General features: G+C 71.8%; 16 protein-coding genes. 7 read left to right on the forward strand and 9 right to left on the reverse strand.

Annotated features, from left to right (window positions below; genetic code table 11):
* Nucleotides 1-14: 14 nt before the first annotated feature.
* Genes HGB44_RS30755 through HGB44_RS30770 form a run of 4 tightly spaced genes read right to left on the reverse strand, consistent with a single transcriptional unit; the run spans nucleotide 15 to nucleotide 3797 of the window.
* Nucleotides 15-590 carry a GTP-binding protein gene (locus HGB44_RS30755; RefSeq protein WP_036552209.1) on the reverse strand — a complete coding sequence of 192 codons (576 nt, stop codon included), beginning with the start codon at nucleotides 588-590 and terminating at the stop codon, nucleotides 15-17.
* A 45-nt stretch (nucleotides 591-635) separates the two neighbouring features.
* A complete protein-coding gene (locus HGB44_RS30760) occupies nucleotides 636-1016 on the reverse strand; it encodes a DUF742 domain-containing protein (protein WP_231972415.1) in 381 nt (126 codons plus the stop codon).
* A 4-nt stretch (nucleotides 1017-1020) separates the two neighbouring features.
* Nucleotides 1021-1479 carry a roadblock/LC7 domain-containing protein gene (locus HGB44_RS30765; RefSeq protein ID WP_061080477.1) on the reverse strand — a complete coding sequence of 153 codons (459 nt, stop codon included), beginning with the start codon at nucleotides 1477-1479 and terminating at the stop codon, nucleotides 1021-1023.
* Nucleotides 1479-3797 (reverse strand): sensor histidine kinase, encoded by a 2319-nt coding sequence (locus HGB44_RS30770; protein WP_061080476.1) that lies wholly within the window; start codon nucleotides 3795-3797, stop codon nucleotides 1479-1481. The genes HGB44_RS30765 and HGB44_RS30770 overlap by 1 nt, the downstream gene beginning before the upstream one ends.
* A 422-nt stretch (nucleotides 3798-4219) precedes the next feature.
* Here HGB44_RS30770 and HGB44_RS30775 point away from each other — a divergent pair, with 422 nt between their 5' ends.
* Nucleotides 4220-4504 carry a 4a-hydroxytetrahydrobiopterin dehydratase gene (locus HGB44_RS30775; protein ID WP_061080475.1) on the forward strand — a complete coding sequence of 95 codons (285 nt, stop codon included), beginning with the start codon at nucleotides 4220-4222 and terminating at the stop codon, nucleotides 4502-4504.
* Nucleotides 4505-4615: 111 nt separating this feature from the next.
* On the opposite strand, the gene HGB44_RS30780 is transcribed toward HGB44_RS30775, so the two are convergent.
* Nucleotides 4616-6235 carry an AMP-binding protein gene (locus HGB44_RS30780; protein ID WP_061080474.1) on the reverse strand — a complete coding sequence of 540 codons (1620 nt, stop codon included), beginning with the start codon at nucleotides 6233-6235 and terminating at the stop codon, nucleotides 4616-4618.
* A gap of 118 nt (nucleotides 6236-6353) precedes the next feature.
* On the opposite strand from HGB44_RS30780, the gene HGB44_RS30785 reads away from it, so the two are divergent.
* From HGB44_RS30785 to HGB44_RS30800, 4 genes are all read left to right on the forward strand, one after another.
* Nucleotides 6354-7382, forward strand: coding sequence for an acyltransferase domain-containing protein (locus tag HGB44_RS30785; protein WP_061080473.1), 1029 nt, complete (start codon nucleotides 6354-6356; stop codon nucleotides 7380-7382).
* Between the two features lie 1111 nt (nucleotides 7383-8493).
* Nucleotides 8494-9483 carry a tyrosine-type recombinase/integrase gene (locus HGB44_RS30790; protein ID WP_061080472.1) on the forward strand — a complete coding sequence of 330 codons (990 nt, stop codon included), beginning with the start codon at nucleotides 8494-8496 and terminating at the stop codon, nucleotides 9481-9483.
* 25 nt (nucleotides 9484-9508) lie between these two features.
* Entirely contained in the window at nucleotides 9509-10327 is an 819-nt protein-coding gene (locus HGB44_RS30795) for an exodeoxyribonuclease III (protein WP_061080471.1), read from the forward strand.
* A 12-nt stretch (nucleotides 10328-10339) separates the two neighbouring features.
* Nucleotides 10340-11086 carry an alpha/beta fold hydrolase gene (locus HGB44_RS30800; RefSeq protein ID WP_061080470.1) on the forward strand — a complete coding sequence of 249 codons (747 nt, stop codon included), beginning with the start codon at nucleotides 10340-10342 and terminating at the stop codon, nucleotides 11084-11086.
* 56 nt (nucleotides 11087-11142) lie between these two features.
* On the opposite strand, the gene HGB44_RS30805 is transcribed toward HGB44_RS30800, so the two are convergent.
* The 3 genes from HGB44_RS30805 to HGB44_RS30815 all read right to left on the reverse strand — a co-directional run bounded on the left by HGB44_RS30805 (nucleotide 11143) and on the right by HGB44_RS30815 (nucleotide 13870).
* Nucleotides 11143-11853: a class I SAM-dependent methyltransferase gene (locus HGB44_RS30805; RefSeq protein ID WP_061080469.1), complete on the reverse strand. Its 711-nt coding sequence runs from the start codon at nucleotides 11851-11853 to the stop codon at nucleotides 11143-11145.
* Between the two features lie 104 nt (nucleotides 11854-11957).
* The gene (locus HGB44_RS30810) at nucleotides 11958-12614 is read right to left on the reverse strand and encodes a response regulator (RefSeq protein WP_061080468.1); all 657 of its coding nucleotides are present in this window, start codon (nucleotides 12612-12614) and stop codon (nucleotides 11958-11960) included.
* Nucleotides 12611-13870, reverse strand: a complete 1260-nt coding sequence (locus tag HGB44_RS30815; RefSeq protein WP_061080467.1) for a sensor histidine kinase — start codon at nucleotides 13868-13870, stop codon at nucleotides 12611-12613. Before HGB44_RS30815 ends, HGB44_RS30810 begins: the two co-directional genes overlap by 4 nt.
* A 391-nt stretch (nucleotides 13871-14261) precedes the next feature.
* Here HGB44_RS30815 and HGB44_RS30820 point away from each other — a divergent pair, with 391 nt between their 5' ends.
* Both HGB44_RS30820 and HGB44_RS30825 read left to right on the forward strand, forming a co-directional pair.
* Nucleotides 14262-15647 carry an amino acid permease gene (locus HGB44_RS30820; protein WP_061080466.1) on the forward strand — a complete coding sequence of 462 codons (1386 nt, stop codon included), beginning with the start codon at nucleotides 14262-14264 and terminating at the stop codon, nucleotides 15645-15647.
* Nucleotides 15648-15822: 175 nt separating this feature from the next.
* On the forward strand, nucleotides 15823-16338 hold the full coding sequence (locus tag HGB44_RS30825; protein ID WP_061080465.1) for a hypothetical protein: 516 nt from the start codon (nucleotides 15823-15825) through the stop codon (nucleotides 16336-16338).
* A gap of 42 nt (nucleotides 16339-16380) precedes the next feature.
* Here the strand turns inward: HGB44_RS30825 and HGB44_RS30830 are convergent, their stop codons facing one another.
* A complete protein-coding gene (locus tag HGB44_RS30830; protein WP_061080464.1) occupies nucleotides 16381-20880 on the reverse strand; it encodes a molybdopterin cofactor-binding domain-containing protein in 4500 nt (1499 codons plus the stop codon).
* Between the last annotated feature and the right edge of the window lie 65 nt (nucleotides 20881-20945).

Here is a 20945-nt window from a genome sequence, read left to right on the forward strand (position 1 = left end):
GCCCCGCCCCCCTCTCAGGCCCCCGACAGCTCCAGGCGCAACACCAGAGCCACCAGCTCCACCAACACCTCCTTGACCGACTCCCGGTCCCGGGCGTCGCACAACAGCAGCGGCACCCGCTCCTCCAGGTCCAGCGCCACCCGCACGTCGTCCGCCCGGTGCGTGCGCTGCCCGTCGAAGCAGTTCACCGCCACCACGAACGGCACCCCGCGCGACTCGAAGAAGTCGATCGCGTCGAAGGAGTCCGCCAACCGCCGGGTGTCGGCCAGCACCACCGCCCCCAAGGCGCCCTCGGTCAGCTCCTCCCACATGAACGAGAACCGCCGCTGGCCCGGCGTACCGAACAGGTACACCACCGTCGACCCGTCCAGCGTGATCCGGCCGAAGTCCAAGGCCACCGTCGTGGTCGCCTTGGCCTCCACCCCGTCCAGATCGTCCACGCCCACACTCTCGGAGGTCATGACCTCCTCGGTGTGCAGCGACTCCACCTCGCTCACCGCCGAGACCAGGGTGGTCTTACCCGCCCCGAAGCCTCCCGCGACCACGATCTTGAGGGTGTCGGGAACCGGTCCCGCACCCTCGGCGTCCATCACGACCAACGACTCATCCACTCCACCTCGACACCACCTTGCCCCTCACAGCTGACGGATGCGCTCCAACACCGAGCGCAGCGTCCCGGCGTCGGGCCGGTGCCGCTCCCAGTCGGAGGTGCGCACCACCACACGGCCCTGGTCCAACAGGTCCGCCAGCAAGATCCGCGTCACCCCCAGCGGAAACCCCGACCGCGAGGCCACCTCGGCCACCGACACCGGCCCCGCGCACAGCGACAGGATCAGCTCCAGCTCCGGGTCCACCTCCCCGGCGGGAGCCGGGACGACCGCGACCACCTGCGAGGTCATCGAAAAGTCCGTACGCGAGGGACGCGTGCGCCCACCCGTCAACGAGTACGGCCGGATCAGACTCGACTCGAACGACCACTCCCGTCCCGGCTCCCGACCGGGCGGCCCAGCGTCCACGCCCTCACCTCCTCGCGCTCCCGCGCCGCGGCAGCGCCGACAGGTGCGGACCCACCTGGCGCACCAGGCGGTTCACCTCGAACGCCGCCTGGCCCATGTCGCACGTGGACTCGGCCACCAGCGCCAGCGACGCTCCCTGGCCCGCCGCCAGCACGAAGAAGAACACGTTGTCCATCTCCACCACCGTCTGACGCACCTCCGCCGCGCCCAGTTGCCCGCGCGCGCCACGGGCCAGGCTGGCGAAACCGGACGCGATCGCGGCCAGCCGCTCGCCCTGCTCGCGCTCCAGGTCGGCCGAGCGCGACAGCAGCAACCCGTCCGCCGACAGCAACAGCGCGTGCCGTGCCCCCGCCACCCGCCGCACCAGGTCGCCCAGCAGCCAGTCCAGCGTCCTGGCCGGGGACTGCTCCTCCACCGCGTCGGCCGTCCGGCCTCCCGCCGCAGCGTCCGCCGTCATCGACATCACCCTTCCGAGCTCTCACCGGGGCGCGCGTCGCGCACGCCGTCTCCATCCCCGTCCAGGGGCTGCGCGCGCCCGCGCAGGCTCCCGGACTGGAAAGCACTCATCATCGACCGGATCTCGGTCAGCGGCCGCTCAGCCGCCGCCTCCCGGTCCCCGGACGCACCGGGCACACCGGGCGCGGTCGGGGCGGGCGCGGGGGAGGGCTGGAGGCTCTTGCGCCGCCGCCGGGGCAGACCCTTGTAGGTCTCGCCCGTGTCCCCGCCCGTGTCCCCGCCCGTGTCCTCGGCCTCGGCCTCGGCCAGGGGCTCCCGCGCAGCCAAGGCCCCGCCCGCCAGGACCAGCCGCTGCGGCTGCGCGGTGACCGCCGTGGCGGCCGTCGCGGGCGCGGGCAGCTGCGAGGCGCCCCCGTCCCCGTCCCCGTCCGCCAGAGCGTCCCCGGGAACGGCCACGACCGCGCACGTCCCACACCCCTGCCCGGCGCTCAGCGTCACCTCCAGGCCGTGGCGCGCGGCGATGGTGGCCACCACGAACAGCCCCAGCTGGGAGTCCTCGCGCATCCGGGCCAGGTCGAAGCGCGGCGGGTCGCGCAGCAGCGCGTTGGCCGCCTCCAACTGCTCCCGCGTCATCCCCAGCCCCCGGTCGCTCACCTCCAGCACGCACCCGCCCGCCTCCCCGGCCCGGCCGCGCACCGTCACCTCCGTGCCCGGGGGAGAGAACGACGTCGCGTTCTCCAACAGCTCCGCCAGCAGGCGCACGGTGTCCGCGCCCACCTCGCCGCGCAGCGCCACCCCCGGCACCGCCAGCACCCGCACCCGCACGTAGTCCTCGATCTCGCTGGCCGCGGCCCGCACCGCCTCGTGCACACGCACCGGCGCCAGCCCCCGCCGCACCGGGGCGTCCCCGCTGAGCAGCATCAGGTTCTCGGCGTTGCGCCGCATCTGCGTGCTGAAGTGGTCGATGCGAAAGAGCGACTCCAACACCTTGGGATCGGTCTCGGCGCGCTCCAGCGCGTCCAACAGCCCCAGCTGCCGGTGCACCAGCGCCTGGGTGCGCCGGGCGATGTTGCGGAACATGTTGCGCACGCCCGCGCGCACCTGCGCCTCCTCCACCGCCGCCGCCACGGCCGCGCGCTGGGCGTCGTTGAAGGCCTCGGCCACCTGCCCGATCTCGTCGGTGCTCTCCACCCGCAGCCGCGGCACCTCGGCGTCCACGTCCACGCTGCCGCCCGCGCGCAGCCGGGCGGTGACCTCGGGCAGACGCACCCGGGCGTGCTCCAGGGTGACCGTGCGCAGGTGCTGGAGGCGCCTGCCCAGGCGCTGGGTGGCGCCCACCGCGACCGCGGAGGAGACCAGGGCGGCCACCAGGGCGGGCACGCTCATCAGCAGGACGCTGGTGCGCAGTTCGGCCGACTGGGAGCGGCTGAAGGCGATGACCCGGTCGATCTGGCCCTGTTCGACGTCGCGCATGCGCGCGTCCACGGCCTCGGCCGCGCCCTGCCAGGCGGTGGCGTTGACCGGGACGGTGGCCCCGCCGCGCACCGGCATGGAGATGATGCTCTCCTGGAGCTGGTAGATGCGCTGCAACTCGGTGTAGGACTCCAGCTCGATGTACTCCTGGCTGTCCTCCTCGCTCATCTCGACCACGACTCGGTCCCAGGTGTAGTGCTGGGCGCCGGCCGCGGCGGCGAACTGCGCGTGGGCCTGGACGGGGAAGGCGTTGGTGGCCACCGAGTGGGCCAGGACGGTGTCCTGCTGGTTGAGGAGTTCGCGGGTGCGCATCAGCGAGGTCAGCGAGCGCAGGTGCGGGGCCTGGGCGGGGTCGGCGCGCTCGACGTGGCCGTCCCACACGCGCAGGCCCTGTTCGATGATCTCGTCGTAGACGGTGGAGGTCTCCTCCAGGTCGATCTCGGTGGGGGAGGAGGCGTCCACCCGGGCGCGCAGGGTGTCGACGCGGTTGACGGCGGCGCGGAAGGCCAGGGCCTGTTCGGGCAGGTCCTGCACGTCGAAGGCGTCCAGGCTCTGGCTGAGGGCGTCCACGGCCTCGTCGGTCCGCTGGCGCGAGTAGGTCAGGTACAGGGCGGTGCGCTCGGTGCCCCAGGCCGCGTCCATGGTGGCGCGGCGTTCGCGCTGGAGCGCGCTGACGGTCTCCTCGACGGGGACGCCGACCTGTTCGGTGAAGGTGGCGGTGGCGCGCAGCTCGCCGATGTCGCCGATGAGCAGGGCGGTGAAGGCGGCCCACAGGGCCAGCAGCACGGTGCTGGGGAACAGGACCAGCGTGATCATGCGGGCGCGAAGCGAACGGCGCTTGTTGTGGGGCATGGGCTCGCTTCCGGGGGGAGAGCGGCGGGCGTTGCCTGCGGGGGACGTCCACCGGGTGGGGGAGGGGCCGGAGTTTCCCAGAGTGAACCGCTCAACGGGGGATTGCGCAAGCCTGAGAGGGACACCGGGACCCATACGGGCAGGATCGGCGCAGGTGGGGAGGGTGGCCTCAGCTTGGTAACGCGAACTACCAAGCTACTAAGTTGATTAAAATCTACATCGTACGGTCGGGCCTTCCGTTCTCCCAAAAACCAGAAAAACCAAAGGAGCGGCTCCGCCGCACCGACCACCACAAGGGGCCACCTCGGGGGACACGCGCACGGAATGTGACCCCCGCCCCGCACACGGGTACGTAGCCCCCTGCGACCACCCGCACGGGCACCGGACGCACCGACCACCGCCACAGGGGGAGAGGACCCACCATGAAGCTCACCGAGGAGCAGATCCGCGACGGCCTGACCCGCCTCACCGACTGGGAACTGGACCCCGCCGTACCCGCCATCCGCCGCACCGTGCGCCTGCCCGACTTCCCGGCCGCCATCGCCCTGGTCAACGAGATCGCCCAGGCCGCCGAGCAGGTCGACCACCACCCCGACATCGACATCCGCTACGACACCCTGCACCTGGCGCTGAGCACCCACTCCGAGGGAGCCGTCACCGACAAGGACATGTCCCTGGCCGCCCGCGTGGACGAACTCGTCCCCTGACACCACCACGGGGGAGCAGCAGGCGGCGCCGACGCGCGACACCCGGCCCGCGCACCCGGACCCACCGACGCACCCGCCCGCCCCGGAGCACCGGGCAGGGTAGGGGAGGGGTCAGCGCAGACGCGCCCGACGCATCTTGCCCGAGGCCGTGCGCGGCAGCTCCTCCACGAAGTCCACCACCCGCGGCGCGGCGTGCGCGGCGAACCGCTCACCCACCCACCCCTTGAGCTCCTCGGCCAGCTCCGGCGTGGCCTCATGAGCGGCGTGCAGGACCACCCGCGCACCGATCACCTGCCCCGCGAGCTCGTCGGGGATCGAGTACACCCCGCACTCCTCCACCGCGGGATGGGCGTTGAGCACCGTCTCCACCTCCGTCGGACCGATCCGGTACCTGTAGGTCAAGATGGCTCCGTCGTCACGGGTGGAGAAGAACAACGACCCCTGACGGTCCTGGATGCCGGTGTCCCCGGTCAGGTAGTAGGCGTGGTCGGGGGTGAACCTGACCTGCGAGGCGCCCTCGTGGCCGATGTAGCCGTCGAACCAGGCCAGCGGACTGTGCGCCAGGTCCACCGCCACACGCCCGTAGGCGCCCAGGGGAGCGGGGTCGTCGGAGATCGCCTCCAGGATCTGCACCCGCCAGCCGGGCAGGGCGGGACCGATCGCCCCCGGCGGCAGAGCGGCGGGCTCCTGACCGGTGTCGCCGTTGGCGACGCCCACGCACCAGCCCAGTTCGGTCTGCCCGTAGTGGTCGCGCACCGGGACGCCGAAGACGTCGGCGACCCAGTCGATGACGTCGGGGGCCAGGGGCTCGCCCGCACTGGCCAGGCTCTGCACCATGACCTCGGGTGGCAGGGTCTTGGTGGCCGCGCGCAGCGTGCGGTAGGTGGTGGGGTCGGCCGCCAGGTTGGTGACGCCGTGCACGCCCAGCACGTCCAGGGTCAGCTCGGGGTCGAAGAACCCGGCGCGCAGGGCCAGGGAGTTGTGCCCGGCCAGCAGCGGCGAGATGAGCCCGTGGTAGAGGCCGTAGGCGGAACCGGGGTCGGCGGTGTTCCAGTAGACGTCGTCGTCGCGCACGCCCAGGCCGTAGTGGTGGTAGGCGTGCATGGCCGCCAGGGCGCGCACGGGCACGCGCACGCCCCGCGGCGGGCCGATGACGCCGGAGACGTAGACGACGGCCAGCGGCCCGGCGCCTCCCACGGCGGCGTCGGGGGCGGGCTGCGCGGTGGCGGCGCGGGCGGCCAGGCCGGCGAGGGTGTGGTCGCCCTCGTGGGCGGGCTCGGCGGCGGTGGTGGCGATGTACCAGGGGTGGTCGGCGCCGGGGCCGAGCTTGGCGCGGTACTCGGCGTCGCACACGACCAGGCGGGCACCGGAGTCGGTGAGGCGCTCGTTGATGGCCGAGGGGGCGAAGGCGGAGAGCAGGGGTACCAGGACGGCTCCCAGGCGCCACACGGCCAGGGCGGTGACGGTCAGGTCGGTGCCCTTGGGGATGAGGGTGGCGACGCGGTCTCCGGCGGTGATGCCCAGGTCGGCGAGTCCGGTGGCCAGGTCGCGGGAGCGCTGGGCGAGTTCACCGAAGGTGAGGGTGGTGGCCTCCAGGGTGGGGCCGATCTCGGTGGTGGCGATGGCGTGGGGGTCGTGGCGGTCGCAGAGGAGGTGGGCCACCGATGTGGTGGGTGTGTCGTATGTGGCGAGCCAGTCGCGGACGTGGTGCTCCGGGTCGGGCACGGGCATCGGTGACGGTCCTCTTTTTCGGTTGGTGTGGGGCTTTCGCGGGTTACGTCAACACTATGCCCACCTGTGAGGCTGGCCTCACTCGCGCGCCGCGTGGGCGCTGGGACATGATGTGGGGATGGATAGCGTCGCGGTGGTGGAACGTTTCGGTCTGGGTGCGGATGTGCGCCTGTGGCTGGAGGAGGCGGAGCGGTTGCCGGAGCCGGTGAGGGCTCTGGAGGTTCCGGTGGGTGCTGAGGCGGAGCGGGTGCTGGACCTGTTCGCGCTGGAGGCGGCGGACCGGGCCGAGGTGGAGGCGCTCTGGCCGGGTTCGGGCTCGGAGCCGGGGCGGTGGCCGCCGGAGCTGTGGCACCTGGTGGAGTGCATGTACCGGCGTCTGTGCGCGGACGCGGACCTGGCGCTGGGGGAGTGGCAGGACTGGCCGTCGTTGGTGGGGGCCGAGGACGCGCGGGTGCGTGCGGCGTCGTTGTGGGCGTTCGCGGCGCGGGTTCCGGCGCAGTTCGAGGCGCACGCGGAGTTGGGTGTGGACCCCGCGGTGACGGCGGCGACGCTGGCCGACGTGGGTGTGCAGGTGGCGCGGTCGCGGCGGATGTTCGGCCGGTTGGGTGTGGAGACGGCGTCGTGGGTGGCGGCGCAGTTCCGGGGGCGCCTGTACTGGGTGGGCGGGTTGCAGCTGGAGCCGGGGCTGCTGACCGACCAGGGCGGTGTGGAGTGGTACGCCGAGCAGGAGGCGGCGCGGTTGGGTCCGGGGATGGGCCGCGGGGACCTGGCGCTGCGGTTGCACATTCCGTCGGGGGGTCTGGATCCGGCGTCGGTGGATGACGCGTTGGGTCGGGCGCGGGGGTTCGCGCGCTCGCACCTGGGGTTCGACCCGGTGGTGGCCACGTGTACGTCGTGGTTGCTGGACCCGCAGTGGGAGGAGGTGTTGGGGGAGGGCTCCAACATCGTGGGGTTCCAGCGGCGGTTCACGTTGGTGGGGCGCGGGCAGCCGGGGGAGTCGGACGTGTTCCGGTTCGTGTTCGGGATGCCGGTGGTGGATGTGGCGGCGGCCGGGCGGCGTACGCGGTTGGAGCGTGCGGTGGTGGAGCGGCTGGAGTCGGGGGGCGCGTGGCAGGTGCGTACGGGATGGTTGCGGCTGCCCGGGTAGGGCTCGCTGTGCGTTCCCCGGGGCCCGGTGGTGCGGGTCGCGGGGAACGCGGGCTCGGGGGCGTGCGGGGCGGGAGCGGATCCGCCTTACTTTACATAATGTGCATTATCGGCGATATGGGACGGCCTGCGGGGAAGGGGTTCTCGGCTCTGTGGGTCACATGTGCGTGCTCGGGTGCTGTGGGGCGTGGACGGCGGCGCGTCGGTCGGCTCTGGCGTCGGCGCGGTCGGGTGGTCGAGCCCCTGGGCGGCGGTGGGCGCTGCGGTCGTGCGCGCCGGTCCGGCTGCGGCGCCGAGAACGTCGTCGCAGCCGTCGCACGGGCGTCGGCTGGTCGTCGCGGGTTCATCGGGTGTCTGCTCGGCGCCGGTGGCGTGGCCCGCCGTATGCCCTGGTGTCCGAGGACCACTCCGGTTTCTCCGGCCGTGCAGGCTGGATCACTCTGTCCGGACCGGCCTTCCGGCGCCGAGTGTCTTCGCGCAGATACCCCGGTGTCTCGTTGGTCCGCCCCTGGCCTGGGCGTCCTTCCCCTGGTGGCGGTACGTACGTGCGCGCGGGCGGGTCCAGGCGGCCCGGTGCCCCCTGGACCCGCACCCCTCGCCCGATTCCTCCATGTTTCATGCATAAACCGTGTTATGCATGATTTTGTAGGGTTTTGTACTTCTATGCGTAGTTCCATGGTGGCCGGTTGGTCGACCACCGGCTTCCGCTGACCCGCTGGCCCGCTCGCCGTCCACCCCTTCGCCCCCGCTCCAGCGCGACCCCCGCCCTCACCGGCCCCCGCCGGACTCCCCCGTGCGCGACCGCGCGGCCCCGGCCTCTGCTCCCCTCCCCCGTCGGCGCCCGCCGCCACGGCGCGGCATCCTCTCCCCCGCTCGGCCTCGCCGTTCGAACGGTGCTCACCCCAGGGTTCGACATGGGCACGGAGAGTGACCACTGTGTGGTGGGCGGGTGCCCTCTCCCCCGCCGCAGCACGTCCTCTGGGTCCGGCTGGGCGCTGTGGCCCCTCTCCCCCGTCGTCGGGTGTCGAACGCGTCCGGCCGTGTTCGACCGCGTTCGAAACCCGGCGGTGGCGGGCGGTGGAAGCGCCCGCGGAATCGGGGATGCTGGGGGTATGAGTGCTCAGACGGGGCCTGTGGCCGAGGCTGTGGAGCAGTACCTGGTGGCGCGTCGGGCGGCCAAGCCCTCCCCTCACACGGTGGCCGCCTACCGGCGTGATCTGCGCGGGGTGCTGGGGTGTGTGGCGCGGGTGGTGGGTGTGGAGCCCGAGTTGGTGGGGTGGCAGGACCTGGAGGCGGGGGTGTTGCGGGCGGCGTTCGCGGAGTTCGCCGGGGAGCGTGCGGCTTCGAGTGTGTTGCGGGCGTGGTCGACGTGGAACGGGTTCTTCGCGTTCTGGGTGGCGGAGGGGGTGGTGGCGGGCAATCCGATGTCGGCGGTGCCGCGGCCGCGGGTGCGTCCCTCCGGGCCCAAGCCGTTGATGGGCGAGGACACGCCGGAGCGGTTGTTGGAGGCGTTGGCGCGGGGTGCGCGTAAGGCGCGTGATCCGTGGCCGGAGCGGGATCTGGCGGTGTTGGCGTTGGCGTTGCTGACGGGGATGCGGTCGGCGGAGATGTTGTCGCTTCGGGTGGAGTCGGTGGGTGGGCGTTCGGGTGAGCGCCGTATCCGGGTGGTGGGCAAGGGCGGGGGTGAGCGGGTCCTGCCGATCGAGGTGCCGTTGGAGGCGCTGTTGGAGGCCTATCTGGTCTCGCGGCGTGAGCGGTTCGGGGTGGTGCGGGGGTCGGATCCGTTGTTGGTGGACAACCGGGGTGAGGGGTTGCGCCGGGGTGGGTTGCAGTATCTGGTGCAGCAGTGTTACAAGCACGCGGGTGTGCACGACCGGGTGGCGCGGGGGACGTTGGTGCACGCGTTGCGGCACACCTTCGCGACGCGGTTGGCGGAGGACGGGGCGTCGGTGTCGGAGATCATGCACCTTTTGGGGCATGCGTCGGTGGCGTCGTCGCAGGCCTATATCGAGGTGACGGCGCGGGCGCAGCGGGAGGCGGCGTCGTCGAACCGTACGTACGGGGTGTTGCGGCGTCTGGTGGCCGAGGGCGGGGGCGGCTGAGCCGGGGTGTGACTAGGCTTTGCCTGTGGATACGACTTACTTGACTGTTTCGAGCGTCAACGTGAACGGGCTGCGGGCCGCGGCGAAGAAGGATCCGGGGTTCGTGGGGTGGTTGGCGGACACGGACGCCGACGTGGTGTGTCTTCAGGAGACGCGGGCCGAGGCCGAGCAGTTGCCGGCGGGGGTGGTGGCGCCTGAGGGGTGGCACGTGGTGTTGGCCCCGGCGGCGGCGCGGGGGCGTGCGGGGGTCGCGGTGTACTCGCGGCGTGAGCCTGATGAGGTGCGGGTGGGGTTCGGCCATGCCGAGTTCGAGGATTCGGGCCGGTATGTGGAGGTGGACCTGGGTGAGGTGACGGTGGCGAGCCTGTACCTGCCCTCGGGTGAGGTGGGCACCGAGCGCCAGGAGGAGAAGGAGCGTTTCATGGAGGCGTTCCTGCCGTATCTGGTCAAGCGGCGTGCGCAGGTGGAGGAGCGCGGTCGTGAGCTGGTGGTGTGCGGGGACTGGAACATCGCCCATGCCGAGGTGGACCTGAAGAACTGGCGGGCCAACCGCAAGAACGCGGGGTTCCTGCCCGAGGAGCGGGAGTGGTTGTCGCGGGTCCTGGGTGAGGCGGGGTTCGTGGACGTGGTGCGGTCGTTGCACCCGGATCAGGAGGGGCCCTACACGTGGTGGTCCTACCGTGGTCGTGCCTTCGACAACGACACGGGGTGGCGGATCGATCTTCAGGTGGCCACTCCGGGGTTGGCGGGGCGTGCTGTGCAGGCGCGGGTGGAGCGTGCTTCCGAGCATGCTGGGCGTTGGTCCGATCATGCTCCGGTGACGGTGCGCTACCGGGTGCGGTAGGAGGAGGCGGTCATGGGTGTGCCGATCGTTCTGGTGCATGGGTTGCGGGTGTCGGGGAGTATGTGGCGTCCGCAGGTGGAGTTGTTGGAGAGCGAGGGGCGCACGGTGGTGGTCCCCGATCTTCCGGGGCACGGGTCGCGGCGGGGTGAGGAGTTCTCGCTGGGGCGTGCGGTGGACGCGGTGTTGGCCGCGGTCGACAGTGTGGGTGGTCGTGCGCTGGTGGTGGGGTTGAGCCTGGGCGGGTTCGTCTCGATCGCGACGGCGGCTGCCGCTCCGGGGCGGGTGGCGGGGTTGGTGGCGGCGGGTTGTACGGCCAAGCCCGCGCAGTTGTTGGCGCAGGTGTACCGGATTCCGGCGGTGTTGATGGATCGGTTGCCGGACAAGGGTGCCGCGGTCAACGAGCGGTTTCACCGGTTGACGTTGCGTGATGGTGCGGCGGACGCGGTGTTGGGGGGTGGTCTGGCGGTGGAGGCGGCCACGGCGGTGATCGACGCGGTCTCGGAGATGGACGTGTTGGCGGCGTTGGCCGCGTATGAGGGCCCGGTGTGGTTGATCAACGGGGCGCGGGACCACTTCCGGATCCATGAGAAGCGTTTCTTCGACGCGTGTGCGGATGGTCGGTTGGTGAACGTTCCGCGGGCGGGGCACATGGTGAGTTTGGATCAGCCGGTGAATTTTTCGCGGATTGTGGCGGATGCGGCTGATGTGGTGTCGGGGCGTGAGCGTGTGCGGCGTGCGGTGGAGGCCGGGGAGGGCTGAGGCCGCGGTTGGTCGCGGGGGGTGGGGGTCGTGTGCCTCCACCCCCTTTCGGCGTGTCAGGGGGTGGGTGCGGGCAGGCGGAAGTAGATGGCGGGGTTGTGGTGGCCGGTGTGCAGGGGTGTGGTCAGGCCGAGTTCTTCCTTGAGTTCGCGTAGGGCGCGGTGGGTGTGGGGTGCGCGGGCGGCGGAGGCGGTGAAGAAGCCGGTGGTGTGGGTGGTGAGCCAGGCCATGACGTGGGCGCCTTCGGTGAAGGGCGGGGTGGAGTGGCGGCGGAAGACGTCGTGGACGGTGACGGTGGTGTGCGGGGGCAGGGTGGGCAGCAGGTGGTGCAGGTACCAGCGGGCGAACCAGCCCTGGTGGGTGGCGTTGATGTGCAGGTGGTCGGTGCGCGGGGGCAGGTGGGCGGTGCTGGTGCGGACGTCGCCGTGGGTGAAGGTCCAGCGGGTGTGGGCCAGGTCGGCGGGGACGTGGCGGGGTGCGTGGTCGCGGGTGTCGAAGGAGTGCAGGTGGCCGGTGCCGTTGTCGCGCAGGGCGGACAGGATCCAGGTGGTGGACCAGCCGTGGTCGGTACCGATCTGGACGGTGTGGGCGGGGGTGTTCTCGCGTAGGAGCAGGTAGGTGATCTCGGCTTCGATGTCGTCGGTGCAGGGGCGCAGGTGGGGGTTGGTGGTGTGGTGGTGGCGCATCTGGTCGCGGACGCGGGCCAGGTCGTCGCGGTGGGTGCGGTAGAGGTGGCGGATGTGGTCGAGGTCGATGGTGGTGGGCATGTGCTTTCCCCGGGTGTGGCGCGGACACGGTGTGGTTGCCGAAAGTAGCAGCGTTGTTGCCGTGTGTTCACCCGGGGGTGGGTGTGTCGTCGTGTGCGGGGTGCTCAGTGGCCGGTGTTGGGGCGGATGAGGCCGGAGTCGTAGGCGGCGATGACGGCCTGGGTGCGGTCGCGGACACCGAGTTTGGTGAGGGTGTGGGAGACGTGGGTCTTGACGGTTTCGGTGCCCAGGAAGAGGCGGTCGGCGATCTCGGCGTTGGTGAGCCCCTGGGCCATGAGGGTGAGGGTCTGGGACTCGCGTTCGGTGAGGGTGGCCACGGCGCGGGCGGCGGGTGTGGGTGCGGTGGGCTGGGTGGCGGCCAGGTGGCGCAGGGCGGTGGGGAAGAGCAGGGTGTCGCCGCGGTGGGCGATGCGGATGGCGGCGAGGATGTCCTCGGGCGGGGTGCGTTTGAGGAGGAATCCGTGGGCGCCGGCGCGTAGGGCGCCCCAGACGTAGTCGTCGTTGTCGAAGGTGGTGACGACGATGACGCGGGGCGGGTCGGTCAGGGTGGTGTGCAGGGTGCGGGTGGCCTGGATGCCGTCCAGGTGGGGCATGCGCACGTCCATCAGGACCAGGTCGGGGCGGGTGCGGCGGACGAGGTCGGGGACGTCGGCGCCGTCGTCGGCCTGGCCGGTGACCCGCATGTCGTCCTCGGCGTTGATGAGGGCGGCCAGTCCGGCGCGGATGAGGGCTTCGTCGTCGACGAGGTTGATGCGGATCACGGTTGTTCTTTCCATGTCAGGTGGCAGGTGAGGTGCCAGGTGTCGTGGTGGGGGCGGGCGGTGAGGGTGCCGCCGAGCAGGTGGGCGCGTTCTCGCATGCCGGTGATGCCGTGGTGGCCGCGTCGTCGTGGGGTGCGGTGGGCGCGGGTGGGCGGCAGGGGGTTGGTGAGGGTCAGGGTGAGGGTGGTGGGGGTGATGTCCAGGGTGAGGGTGAGGGGTTGGCCGGGGGCGTGGCGCAGGGCGTTGGTGAGGGCTTCTTGGCTGATGCGGTAGGTCTCGCGGGAGAGCAGGGCGGGTACGCGGGCGGGGTCGCCGTTCAGGTGCAGGGTCAGGTCGGTGCCGGTGTGTTGGGTGGCGTGGGCCAGGTGGGGCAGGTGGGTCAGGTCGGGGGGTGTGGTGCGCGGGGTGGTGGTGTTCTCGCGCAGGATGCCCAGGGCGTGGTCGAGGTCGGCGGTGGCGGTGCGGGCCTGGTCGGCGATGTGGGTCAGGGCCTGGCGGGCGAAGTCGGGGTCGGTGTCCAGCAGGCGTGCGGCGGTGGCGGCCTGGAGGGTGACCACGGACAGGGCGTGGCCCAGGGAGTCGTGGAGTTCGCGGGCCAGGCGGTTGCGTTCGGCGAGGGTGTGGGCGTGGGCCTGGGCGGCGGCCAGGCGTTCGGCGGGTGAGGGGCCCAGGAGGCGGGGTGCGGCCAGGGTGAGCAGGTGGCCGGTCAGGGCGGTGGTGTAGATCAGGGCGGCGAGCAGGGCGAGGCCGATGAGGGGGCCCAGGGCGCGTTGGGTGGGGGTCAGGGTGGTCTGGCCCATGAAGGTCAGGGGGCCCTGGGCGATGGTGGCGGGGTCGCGGGTCAGGGGTGCGACGGCCAGGAGGGCGGCCTCGGTCAGGGCGGTCATGGTGAGCAGGCACACGGCCATGCCCGTGACCATGTGCAGGCACAGCCACAGGCTGGTGCGGGCGTTGTTGCGCCAGGTGGGGTTGGGGCGGGGGGTGTGGGTGAGGGGGCCGCGGAGCAGGGCGCGGGCCAGGTGGGTCTGGGCGTTGCGGGTGCCGGGCAGGTAGGCGGTGGCGGCGACGGCGGCCAGGGCCGCGGCGAGGGTGAGGGTGAGGGCGGCGGGTGCGGGGGTGGGGTTGACGAGGGTGGCCAGGACGAGGGCGGCCATGGCGTAGGGCATCAGGAGTGCGCCGCCGATGATGAGGTAGGCCCAGCGTCGGTAGGTGTGGGCGCTGGTGAGCGGGCGCAGGAGCAGGGTGAGGTGGCGCACGTGGGTGATCGTGGCACAGGCGGGGGTGGTGGCGCCTCCCCCGGCGGGGTGAGGTCGGCGCGGGGCGGCCTTCTGCGGTTGGTGGCGCCCCTCCCCCGCGGGTTCGCTGGCGGGGCGGTCCGGGGCGGGGTGAGGGGGCCACGGGGTTGGGTGGTGTGGGTCTCTCGGGCGGGTGGCCTCGCTCATGTGTGCGAAGGTTGACTGTTCTGGGATGTTACATATTTCACATGATGGGGTCATCCGCTGTCTTTGATGGGGTCAGGGCCTGTCCAAGGAAGGAGAGGCTCCTAAGGTTGGCCAGGTGACAAGCAGTGCGACGCCGCCCGAGAGCGCGGCCAACCAAACGCAGACCCCAGGTGCCGGACTGGCCCACTCGCTCAGGCGCCGCCACATGGCGCTGATCGCGATCGGCGGTTCGGTGGGTGCCGGACTCTTCATCGGCTCGGGGTCGGTCATCCAGATGGCGGGCCCGGCGGCGGTGTTCTCCTACGTCCTGGCGGGGGCGCTGGTGTTCTTCACCCTGCGCGCCCTGGGCGAGATGGTGGTGGCGGTCCCGGCCGGGGGCTCCTTCTCCGACTACGCCCGTCTGGCCTTCGGTCCCCGCGCCGGTTTCACCATCGGGTGGGTGTACTGGTGGATGTACGCGGTGCTGGTGGCGGCCGAGTCGGTGGCCGGTGCGGCGATCCTGGGCCAGTGGGTGCCGGGCGTGCCCGGGTGGGCGCTGGCGCTGCTGGTGCTGTTGTCGATGACGGTGGCCAACCTGGTCTCGGTGCGGGTGTTCGCCGAGACCGAGTCGTTCTTCTCGCTGGTCAAGGTGGCCACGATCGTGGCGTTCCTGTTGATCGGCGGCCTGTGGGCGCTGGGTCTGTGGAGCGGCGCGGGCGGCTCCAGTGTGGCCAACCTGTGGGAGCACGGCGGGGTGGCGCCCAACGGGTGGGTCGCGGTGCTGGCGGCCACGGTGGTGGTGCTGTTCGCCTTCGGCGGGGTGGAGATCATCACGGTGGCCGCGGGTGAGAGCGCCGAGCCCGAGCGCGGTGTGGCCTCGGCGGTGACCAACGTGCTCTGGCGGATCGGTCTGTTCTACGTGGCCTCGATCGTGGTCGTGGTGATGGTGCTGCCGTGGAACAGCGTGGATCCGGGGCGCAGTCCGTTCGTGGCGGTGATGGAGCACGTGGGTGTGCCCGGGGCGGCGCTGATCATGGAGATCGTGGTCTTCATCGCGGTGCTGAGCGTGTTGAACGCGGCGATGTACACCTCCTCGCGGATGCTGTTCACGCTGACCCGGCAGGGGGACGCCCCGCGGGTGCTGCGCGGGACCAACCGGCGGGGTGTGCCGGTGCGGGCGATCCTGCTGGGCACCGTGGTGGGGTACGGCGCGGCGGTGGCCGACTACCTGTGGCCCGACCGGGTCTTCCCGTTCCTGGTGGCCTCCATCGGTGCGATCCTGTTGGTGCTGTTCCTGACCATCTGCGCCTCGCAGCTGGTGGTGGGCGGGCGGGTGCGTCGGCGCGAGCCGGAGCGGTTGACCCTGCGGATGTGGGCGTTTCCGTACCTGACGTGGGCGGTGCTGGGGGGTCTGGTGATGATCTTCGTGGCGATGGTGGTCATCCCCGACCAGCGTCAGGCGCTGTTGGCCTCGGTGGGGTCGGTGGTGGTGGCGCTGGTGGCCTATGAGTTCCGGCGCAGGTGGGGGCGTACGCCGCCCAGTGACCGGGTGCTGGCGGTGCCGGAGCGGCCCGACGCGGACGCGCTGCGCCGTCGTCCGGGAGCCGACTAGCGCGGTGTGGGGCATGGGGCTTGACTCCCGGTGGGGGTGGGCCCCGTTCTCGTGGGCGCGGGGGCCGGCCGGTGCGGGGTCCGCAGCCGGGACGGGTGCCCGTCTTGATGTGATGTGATGCCGTTTCTGGTTTTTGTCGCTAGGGTGCTGCGCAACCTCTGAGAGGAGCACCCCCGTGCGACACTTCGTCGGCTTCCTGTTCGGTCTGGTCCTGGGTCCGCTGCTGGTTCTGGTGGCGGGGTGGGCGTTCGCCCATCTGCGCGGCCTGCACGCGGTCGGTCTGGGCGCCCTCCAGGGTTCGGGCCCCCTGGCGGTGGCCGGGTTGGTGGGTGTGGGGTTGTTGGTGGCGATGCTGGCGGTTCCGCCGCGGCTGACGCCGATGCTGCCCCTGGGCGCGGCGCTGGTGGTCGGGTCCCTGAGCGGCCTGGCGGTGTGGCGGATGTACCTGCTGGAGCGGTTGCCGCAGCTGCCCGGGACCGAGGGTGCCCTGGTGCTGCTGCCGCTGGGGGTGTTCGTGCCCTTGGTGGTGGTGCTGGTGGCCCCGGTGTTCGTGGGTCAGCGCTGGCGCCGTGAGGAGGAGGGGCCCACCGAGGAGGAGTACTTCGAGGGCTTGTACGAGGACGGGCAGGATCCCCGGCGCACGCGCGGCGCGACCGAGTCGGTCCCCCACACCCCGCGCCACCGGGCCTGAGGGGGTCGTCCGGGGCCCCTGGGAGGGCCCCGGACAGTGTGGTCAGGTCAGGGCGCAGGCGCGTCGGACCTCCTGCACGGTGGCGGGGGCGTCCATGCGAAAGAGGCCGCTCAGGCCGCGTTCCAGGCGTGAGGCGCGCACGGCGGCCTTGACGGCGAAGAAGACGGTGGCGGCCAGGATGAGCGGGGGCTCGCCCACCTCCTTGGCCGAGAGCAGGTCGTTCGGGTTGTCGGGGACGTCGCCGGCCAGGTCGCGGGGGAACAGGCGCGTGTTCATCGTCAGGGGGATGGTGGAGGCCGCCGGGGGCTTGTAGCGCCAGGTGTTGGTGCTGTTGAGCCGTCCGCGTTCGGCTCCGGTGCCCTGGTAGGCCAGGTGTTCGGTGAGCAGGTATCCCACGCCCTGGACGAAGGCGCCCTCGATCTGGCCCACGTCCAGGGCGGGGTTGATGCTGCGGCCCATGTCGTAGACCAGGTCGGAGCTGAGGATCTTGACCTCGCCGGTGAGGATGTCGGTCTCCACCACCGAGCAGGCCGCGGAGTAGGTGAACCCGGTGAAGGAGGTCACTCCCCCGCCGGGGACGGCGGTGGGGTCGACCTCGATGCCCGGCGGCGGCGTCTGGCCGGGCTTTTTGTAGGTCAGGGCCGGGACGGGGGTCTCGCCGCCGGTGATGGGCGCGTTGAGGGAGGCCACGAGGCTGACGCGGTGGTTGAAGGCCAGGTCGACGAGGTTTTGCCACACGAGTTTGCGGCGGCCTCCGACCTCGGTCTGGGCGGCCCACCCCTGGGCGCCGTGGTTCCAGTAGTCGATGCCCTTCCCCGCGCACCAGGCGTCGCCGTGTTCGCGCAGCATGCGGGTGCCGAAGTCGGCCAGGCGTCGGCGCAGTTGCTCGCAGACCTGTTTGACGGCCTCGCCGTTGTAGGAGGTGCCGGTGGAGGCGCCGGTGCTGGTGGGGTTGGGGATGACGCTGGTGCGTGGTCCCTCCACGCGCAGCAGGCTCATGGGGATGTTGAGGACGTGGGCGGCGATCTGTTCGATCTTGGTGATCAGGCCCTGGCCCATCTCCACGCCGCCCTGGTGGATGACGACGCTGCCGTCGGCGGTGTGGACGGCGGCGTGCGCGGCGGCCTGTTCGAGCATGACGGCGTTGTAGCCGGACCCGTACTTGACCGGGATCATGGCCAGGCCGCGTTTGCGCCAGGTGTTGTCCCGGTTGTACCTGGCCACGTCGGCGGCCTTGGCCTCGTAGCCGGCGGTCTCCTTGAGGTAGTCCCAGACCTGGCGGATGTAGCAGTAGCTCAGGGCCTGGCCGAAGGGGGTGACGTCGCCGCGCCGGTAGAGGTTGCGTTCGCGTACCTGTTCGGGGCTCATGCCCAGGGTGAAGGCGGCGTCGTCGATGGCGTTCTCGGTGATGATCTTGCTCTGGAGGTCGCCGAAGCCGCGGAAGGCGGTGTTGGGGGCGGTGTTGGTGCGGCACACGTCGATGGTGTTCTCGAAGTGGGGCACCCGGTAGGCGTTGTCGGCGCGCAGTTGGATGCAGTTGGAGACGATGAAGGAGCAGTCGTAGTAGGCTCCGCCGTCGCCCCACATCAGGGTGCTCATGCCCCGGATCAGGCCCTTGGCGGCGGGGGTGGCGGCGCCGGTGTCCACGGCGATCTGGGCCTGGCCGTGGTAGGGGTGGCGTTTGCCGATCAGGGCGGTGTCCTGGTCGCGGGGTACCACCAGGCGCACGGGCCGGTTGAGGGTGTGGGCGGCGATGACGGCGGGGCCGGTGACGAACCGGGTGGGTTCGGTCTTGCCGCCGTAGCCGCCGCCGACCTCGTCCACGCGCACCTCCACGCGGTGGTGTTCCACGCCCAGGGCGTGGGCGGCGGTCTGGTGCATCTCCATGGGGCTCTGGGTGGACACGCGTATCGACCAGCGGTCACCGTCGGCGGGTTCGACCAGGCAGGCCTGGGTCTCCATGTAGAAGTGGGCCTGGCCTCCGGTGGTCTGGGGGCTGTCCACGACCGTGCAGGTGTTGTTGTCGATGCTGGTGGTGCGTGTGGTGGGTTCGGTGGTGGTGTAGGGGGTGCTGGGGCGGGTCCAGGACAGGTCGCTGCCCGGGCGGGTGACCTTCCAGATGTGGGAGACGAAGGAGGCGTCCTTGGGGCAGTCGGGGAAGACGCTGCCGCGGGCCAGGGCGTCCTTGAGGCTCAGCACGGGGGTGTCCCAGGGGGCGGGCCAGTCGACGGGGGTGTAGGTGACGCAGTGGTCGGTGACGTAGGCGGCGATGCGCTGGGCCTGTTCGTCGTCGGTGGCCGCGACCAGGGCCAGGGTCTGGCCCGCGTACATCACCCGTTGGTCGGCGAACAGGGGCTGGTCGGCGGCCATGCCGCTGCGGTTGGATCCGGCCGGGGGGACGTCGGCGCAGGTGACCAGGCCCAGGAAGGCGGGGTGGTGTTCGGCCAGGTGGCGGCGCAGCGCCTGGTGGCCGCTGTCCCTGGTGCCGGGGACGGTGAAGGCGAAGCGGGCCAGGGCCCGGCGGCTGGTGACCAGGGCGGCGTGGGCGGTGGTCTCGGGTACCGCGACGTCCTGGGTGTAGCGGACCTGGCCGGAGGCCTGGTACATGGACAGGTGTTTGACGTGGGGTTCGGAGACGGGTTCGCGGTCGTGGTCGGGGGTGTAGGTCTGCTGGCCGCCGCTGACCGGCCAGGCGCCCCAGGGCTGGGTGCCCCAGGGTGCGGTGGCGCCCGAGTGTTCGGTGGCCGGGACCAGGTCGGGTGAGCGCGAGAGCAGCAGGGACAGCAGGCTCTTGCGGGCGAAGGCGCACACCAGGTCGGTGCGGTAGGCGTCGGTGACGCCCTCGTCGGGGTGGTGGGCGCGGGCGGGGGCGGTGGCGGCCAGGGCCTCGGCGGTCTCCTGGCGCAGGGTGGCCAGCAGGGCGGGGATGCGTGCGTGGGTGAGGGGGGCGCGCGCCAGCTCCTGTTCGGTGCGCCTGGCGCGCCAGGGCGCGGCGGCGATGCCGGCGAAGACGAGGCGGGCCCCGTCCACCGGGACGCCGTCGCCGGTGGAGGCGCGGGTGCTCAGTCGGGTGGCGGCGTTGACCAGGGTGTGGGCGTTGACCTCGCGCAGGGCGGTCTTGTACGCCGTGACGTGCTCGTGCCTGCCCGTCAGGGGCAGGTCGTAGGAGAGCAGGAGCAGGTCCTGGAGCAGGGTGGGGTCGGCGCTGACGTGGTCGAGCAGTCCCTGGGCGGTGTCGGTGTGCGTGGTGTTGGTACTGGCGCGCCAGTAGGTGAGGGCGGTGTCGGTGGCGACCATCGTGGTGAACAGGTCGGAGGGGAAGGGTTCGCCCTGGGTGAGGTGGTGCAGGACCAGCATGGTGTTGCCGCCCAGGGTGGCGGTGTTGCGCACCAGGGTTCCGGCGGTGCGGCGGGCCATCAGGCGCAGGGCCTGGAGGGAGGCGGCGCCGGGGTGGGCCGTCAGTGCCCGGTCCAGGTGGGTGATCAGGTCGGTGTAGGTGGTGGCGGCGCCCACCCGCAGTCGGGTGTCGGTGAGGTCGTGCTGGTGCAGTTGGGGGATGTGGCGGATGTCGATCAGGCGCGCGGCGTCGTGGATCTCCTGGGGGTAGACGCCGTAGGAGGTGTTGGCGCAGACCAGGCGGGTGGTGCCGGGGGTGGTCTGGGTGAGCAGGGTGCGCAGCTGTTCCAGGGTGTGCGCGGTCAGCCAGGTGGTGTGCGGGGCCTTGACGGTGATGTCGCCGGGGGCGGTCTTGGCGTCTTCGGGGTAGGGCAGGGCGGGGCGGGCCTCGGGGGCGGGCGGGCAGCACACGGGTTCGGGTACGCAGTGCATGCGTTTTTCTTCGTCCTGGGGGGTCCAGTCCGAGGCGAAGGTCTTCATGCCGGTGAGGATGGGGCGGTAGCCGGTGCAGCGGCACAGGTTGCCGTCCAGGGCGCCTTCGATGTCGGCCTTGGTGGCGCGGGGGTGGTTGACGAGGAACCCGGTCATGTTCATGACGAATCCGGGGGTGCAGAAGCCGCACTGGGTGCCGTTGTTGGCGGCCAGGCGGTAGGCGACGGGGTTCATGCCCCGGCAGGGGGTGGGTTCGGGCTGTGGGCCGTCCTGGGCGGTGGAGGTGGCGGGTCCCGCGGGTGCGGGGGTGCTCTCCTGGGCCTGGCGCAGGGTCTGGACGGCTTCGGTCTCGGTGGAGGGGACGAAGCCGCTGGGGGCCGCGGCGAAGGAGTACAGGGTGCCGTGGGAGAGGTGGGCGGGTGCGGGCCGCTGGGCGGAGCCGGTGCCCTCGATGGTGGTCACGGCCATGCCGTCCAGGGAGCACACCGGGCGCAGGCAGGAGTTGGCGGCGCGGTGGTGGGCCGTGTTCTGGGCACTGTCCCAGTGGGAGAGGACGACGGTGCAGGCGCCGCAGCCGCCCTGGCCGCAGCTCTTCTTGGTGCCGGTCAGGCCCACCGGGTCAGAGCGCAGGTAGTCCACGAGCAGCAGGTGGGGTGAGGGGTCGACCAGTTCGACCCGGGTGCCGTTGAGGTGGAAGGTCACACGGTTGGTCACGGTGACGTCTCCTGTCCATCCGGGCGGCCCCGCCGCCCGGGGAGTCACGGAAGGTTACAGTGACG

Origin of the sequence: Nocardiopsis alborubida (assembly GCF_012396365.1) — a bacterium.
GTDB classification, from domain to species: Bacteria; Actinomycetota; Actinomycetes; order Streptosporangiales; family Streptosporangiaceae; genus Nocardiopsis; species Nocardiopsis alborubida.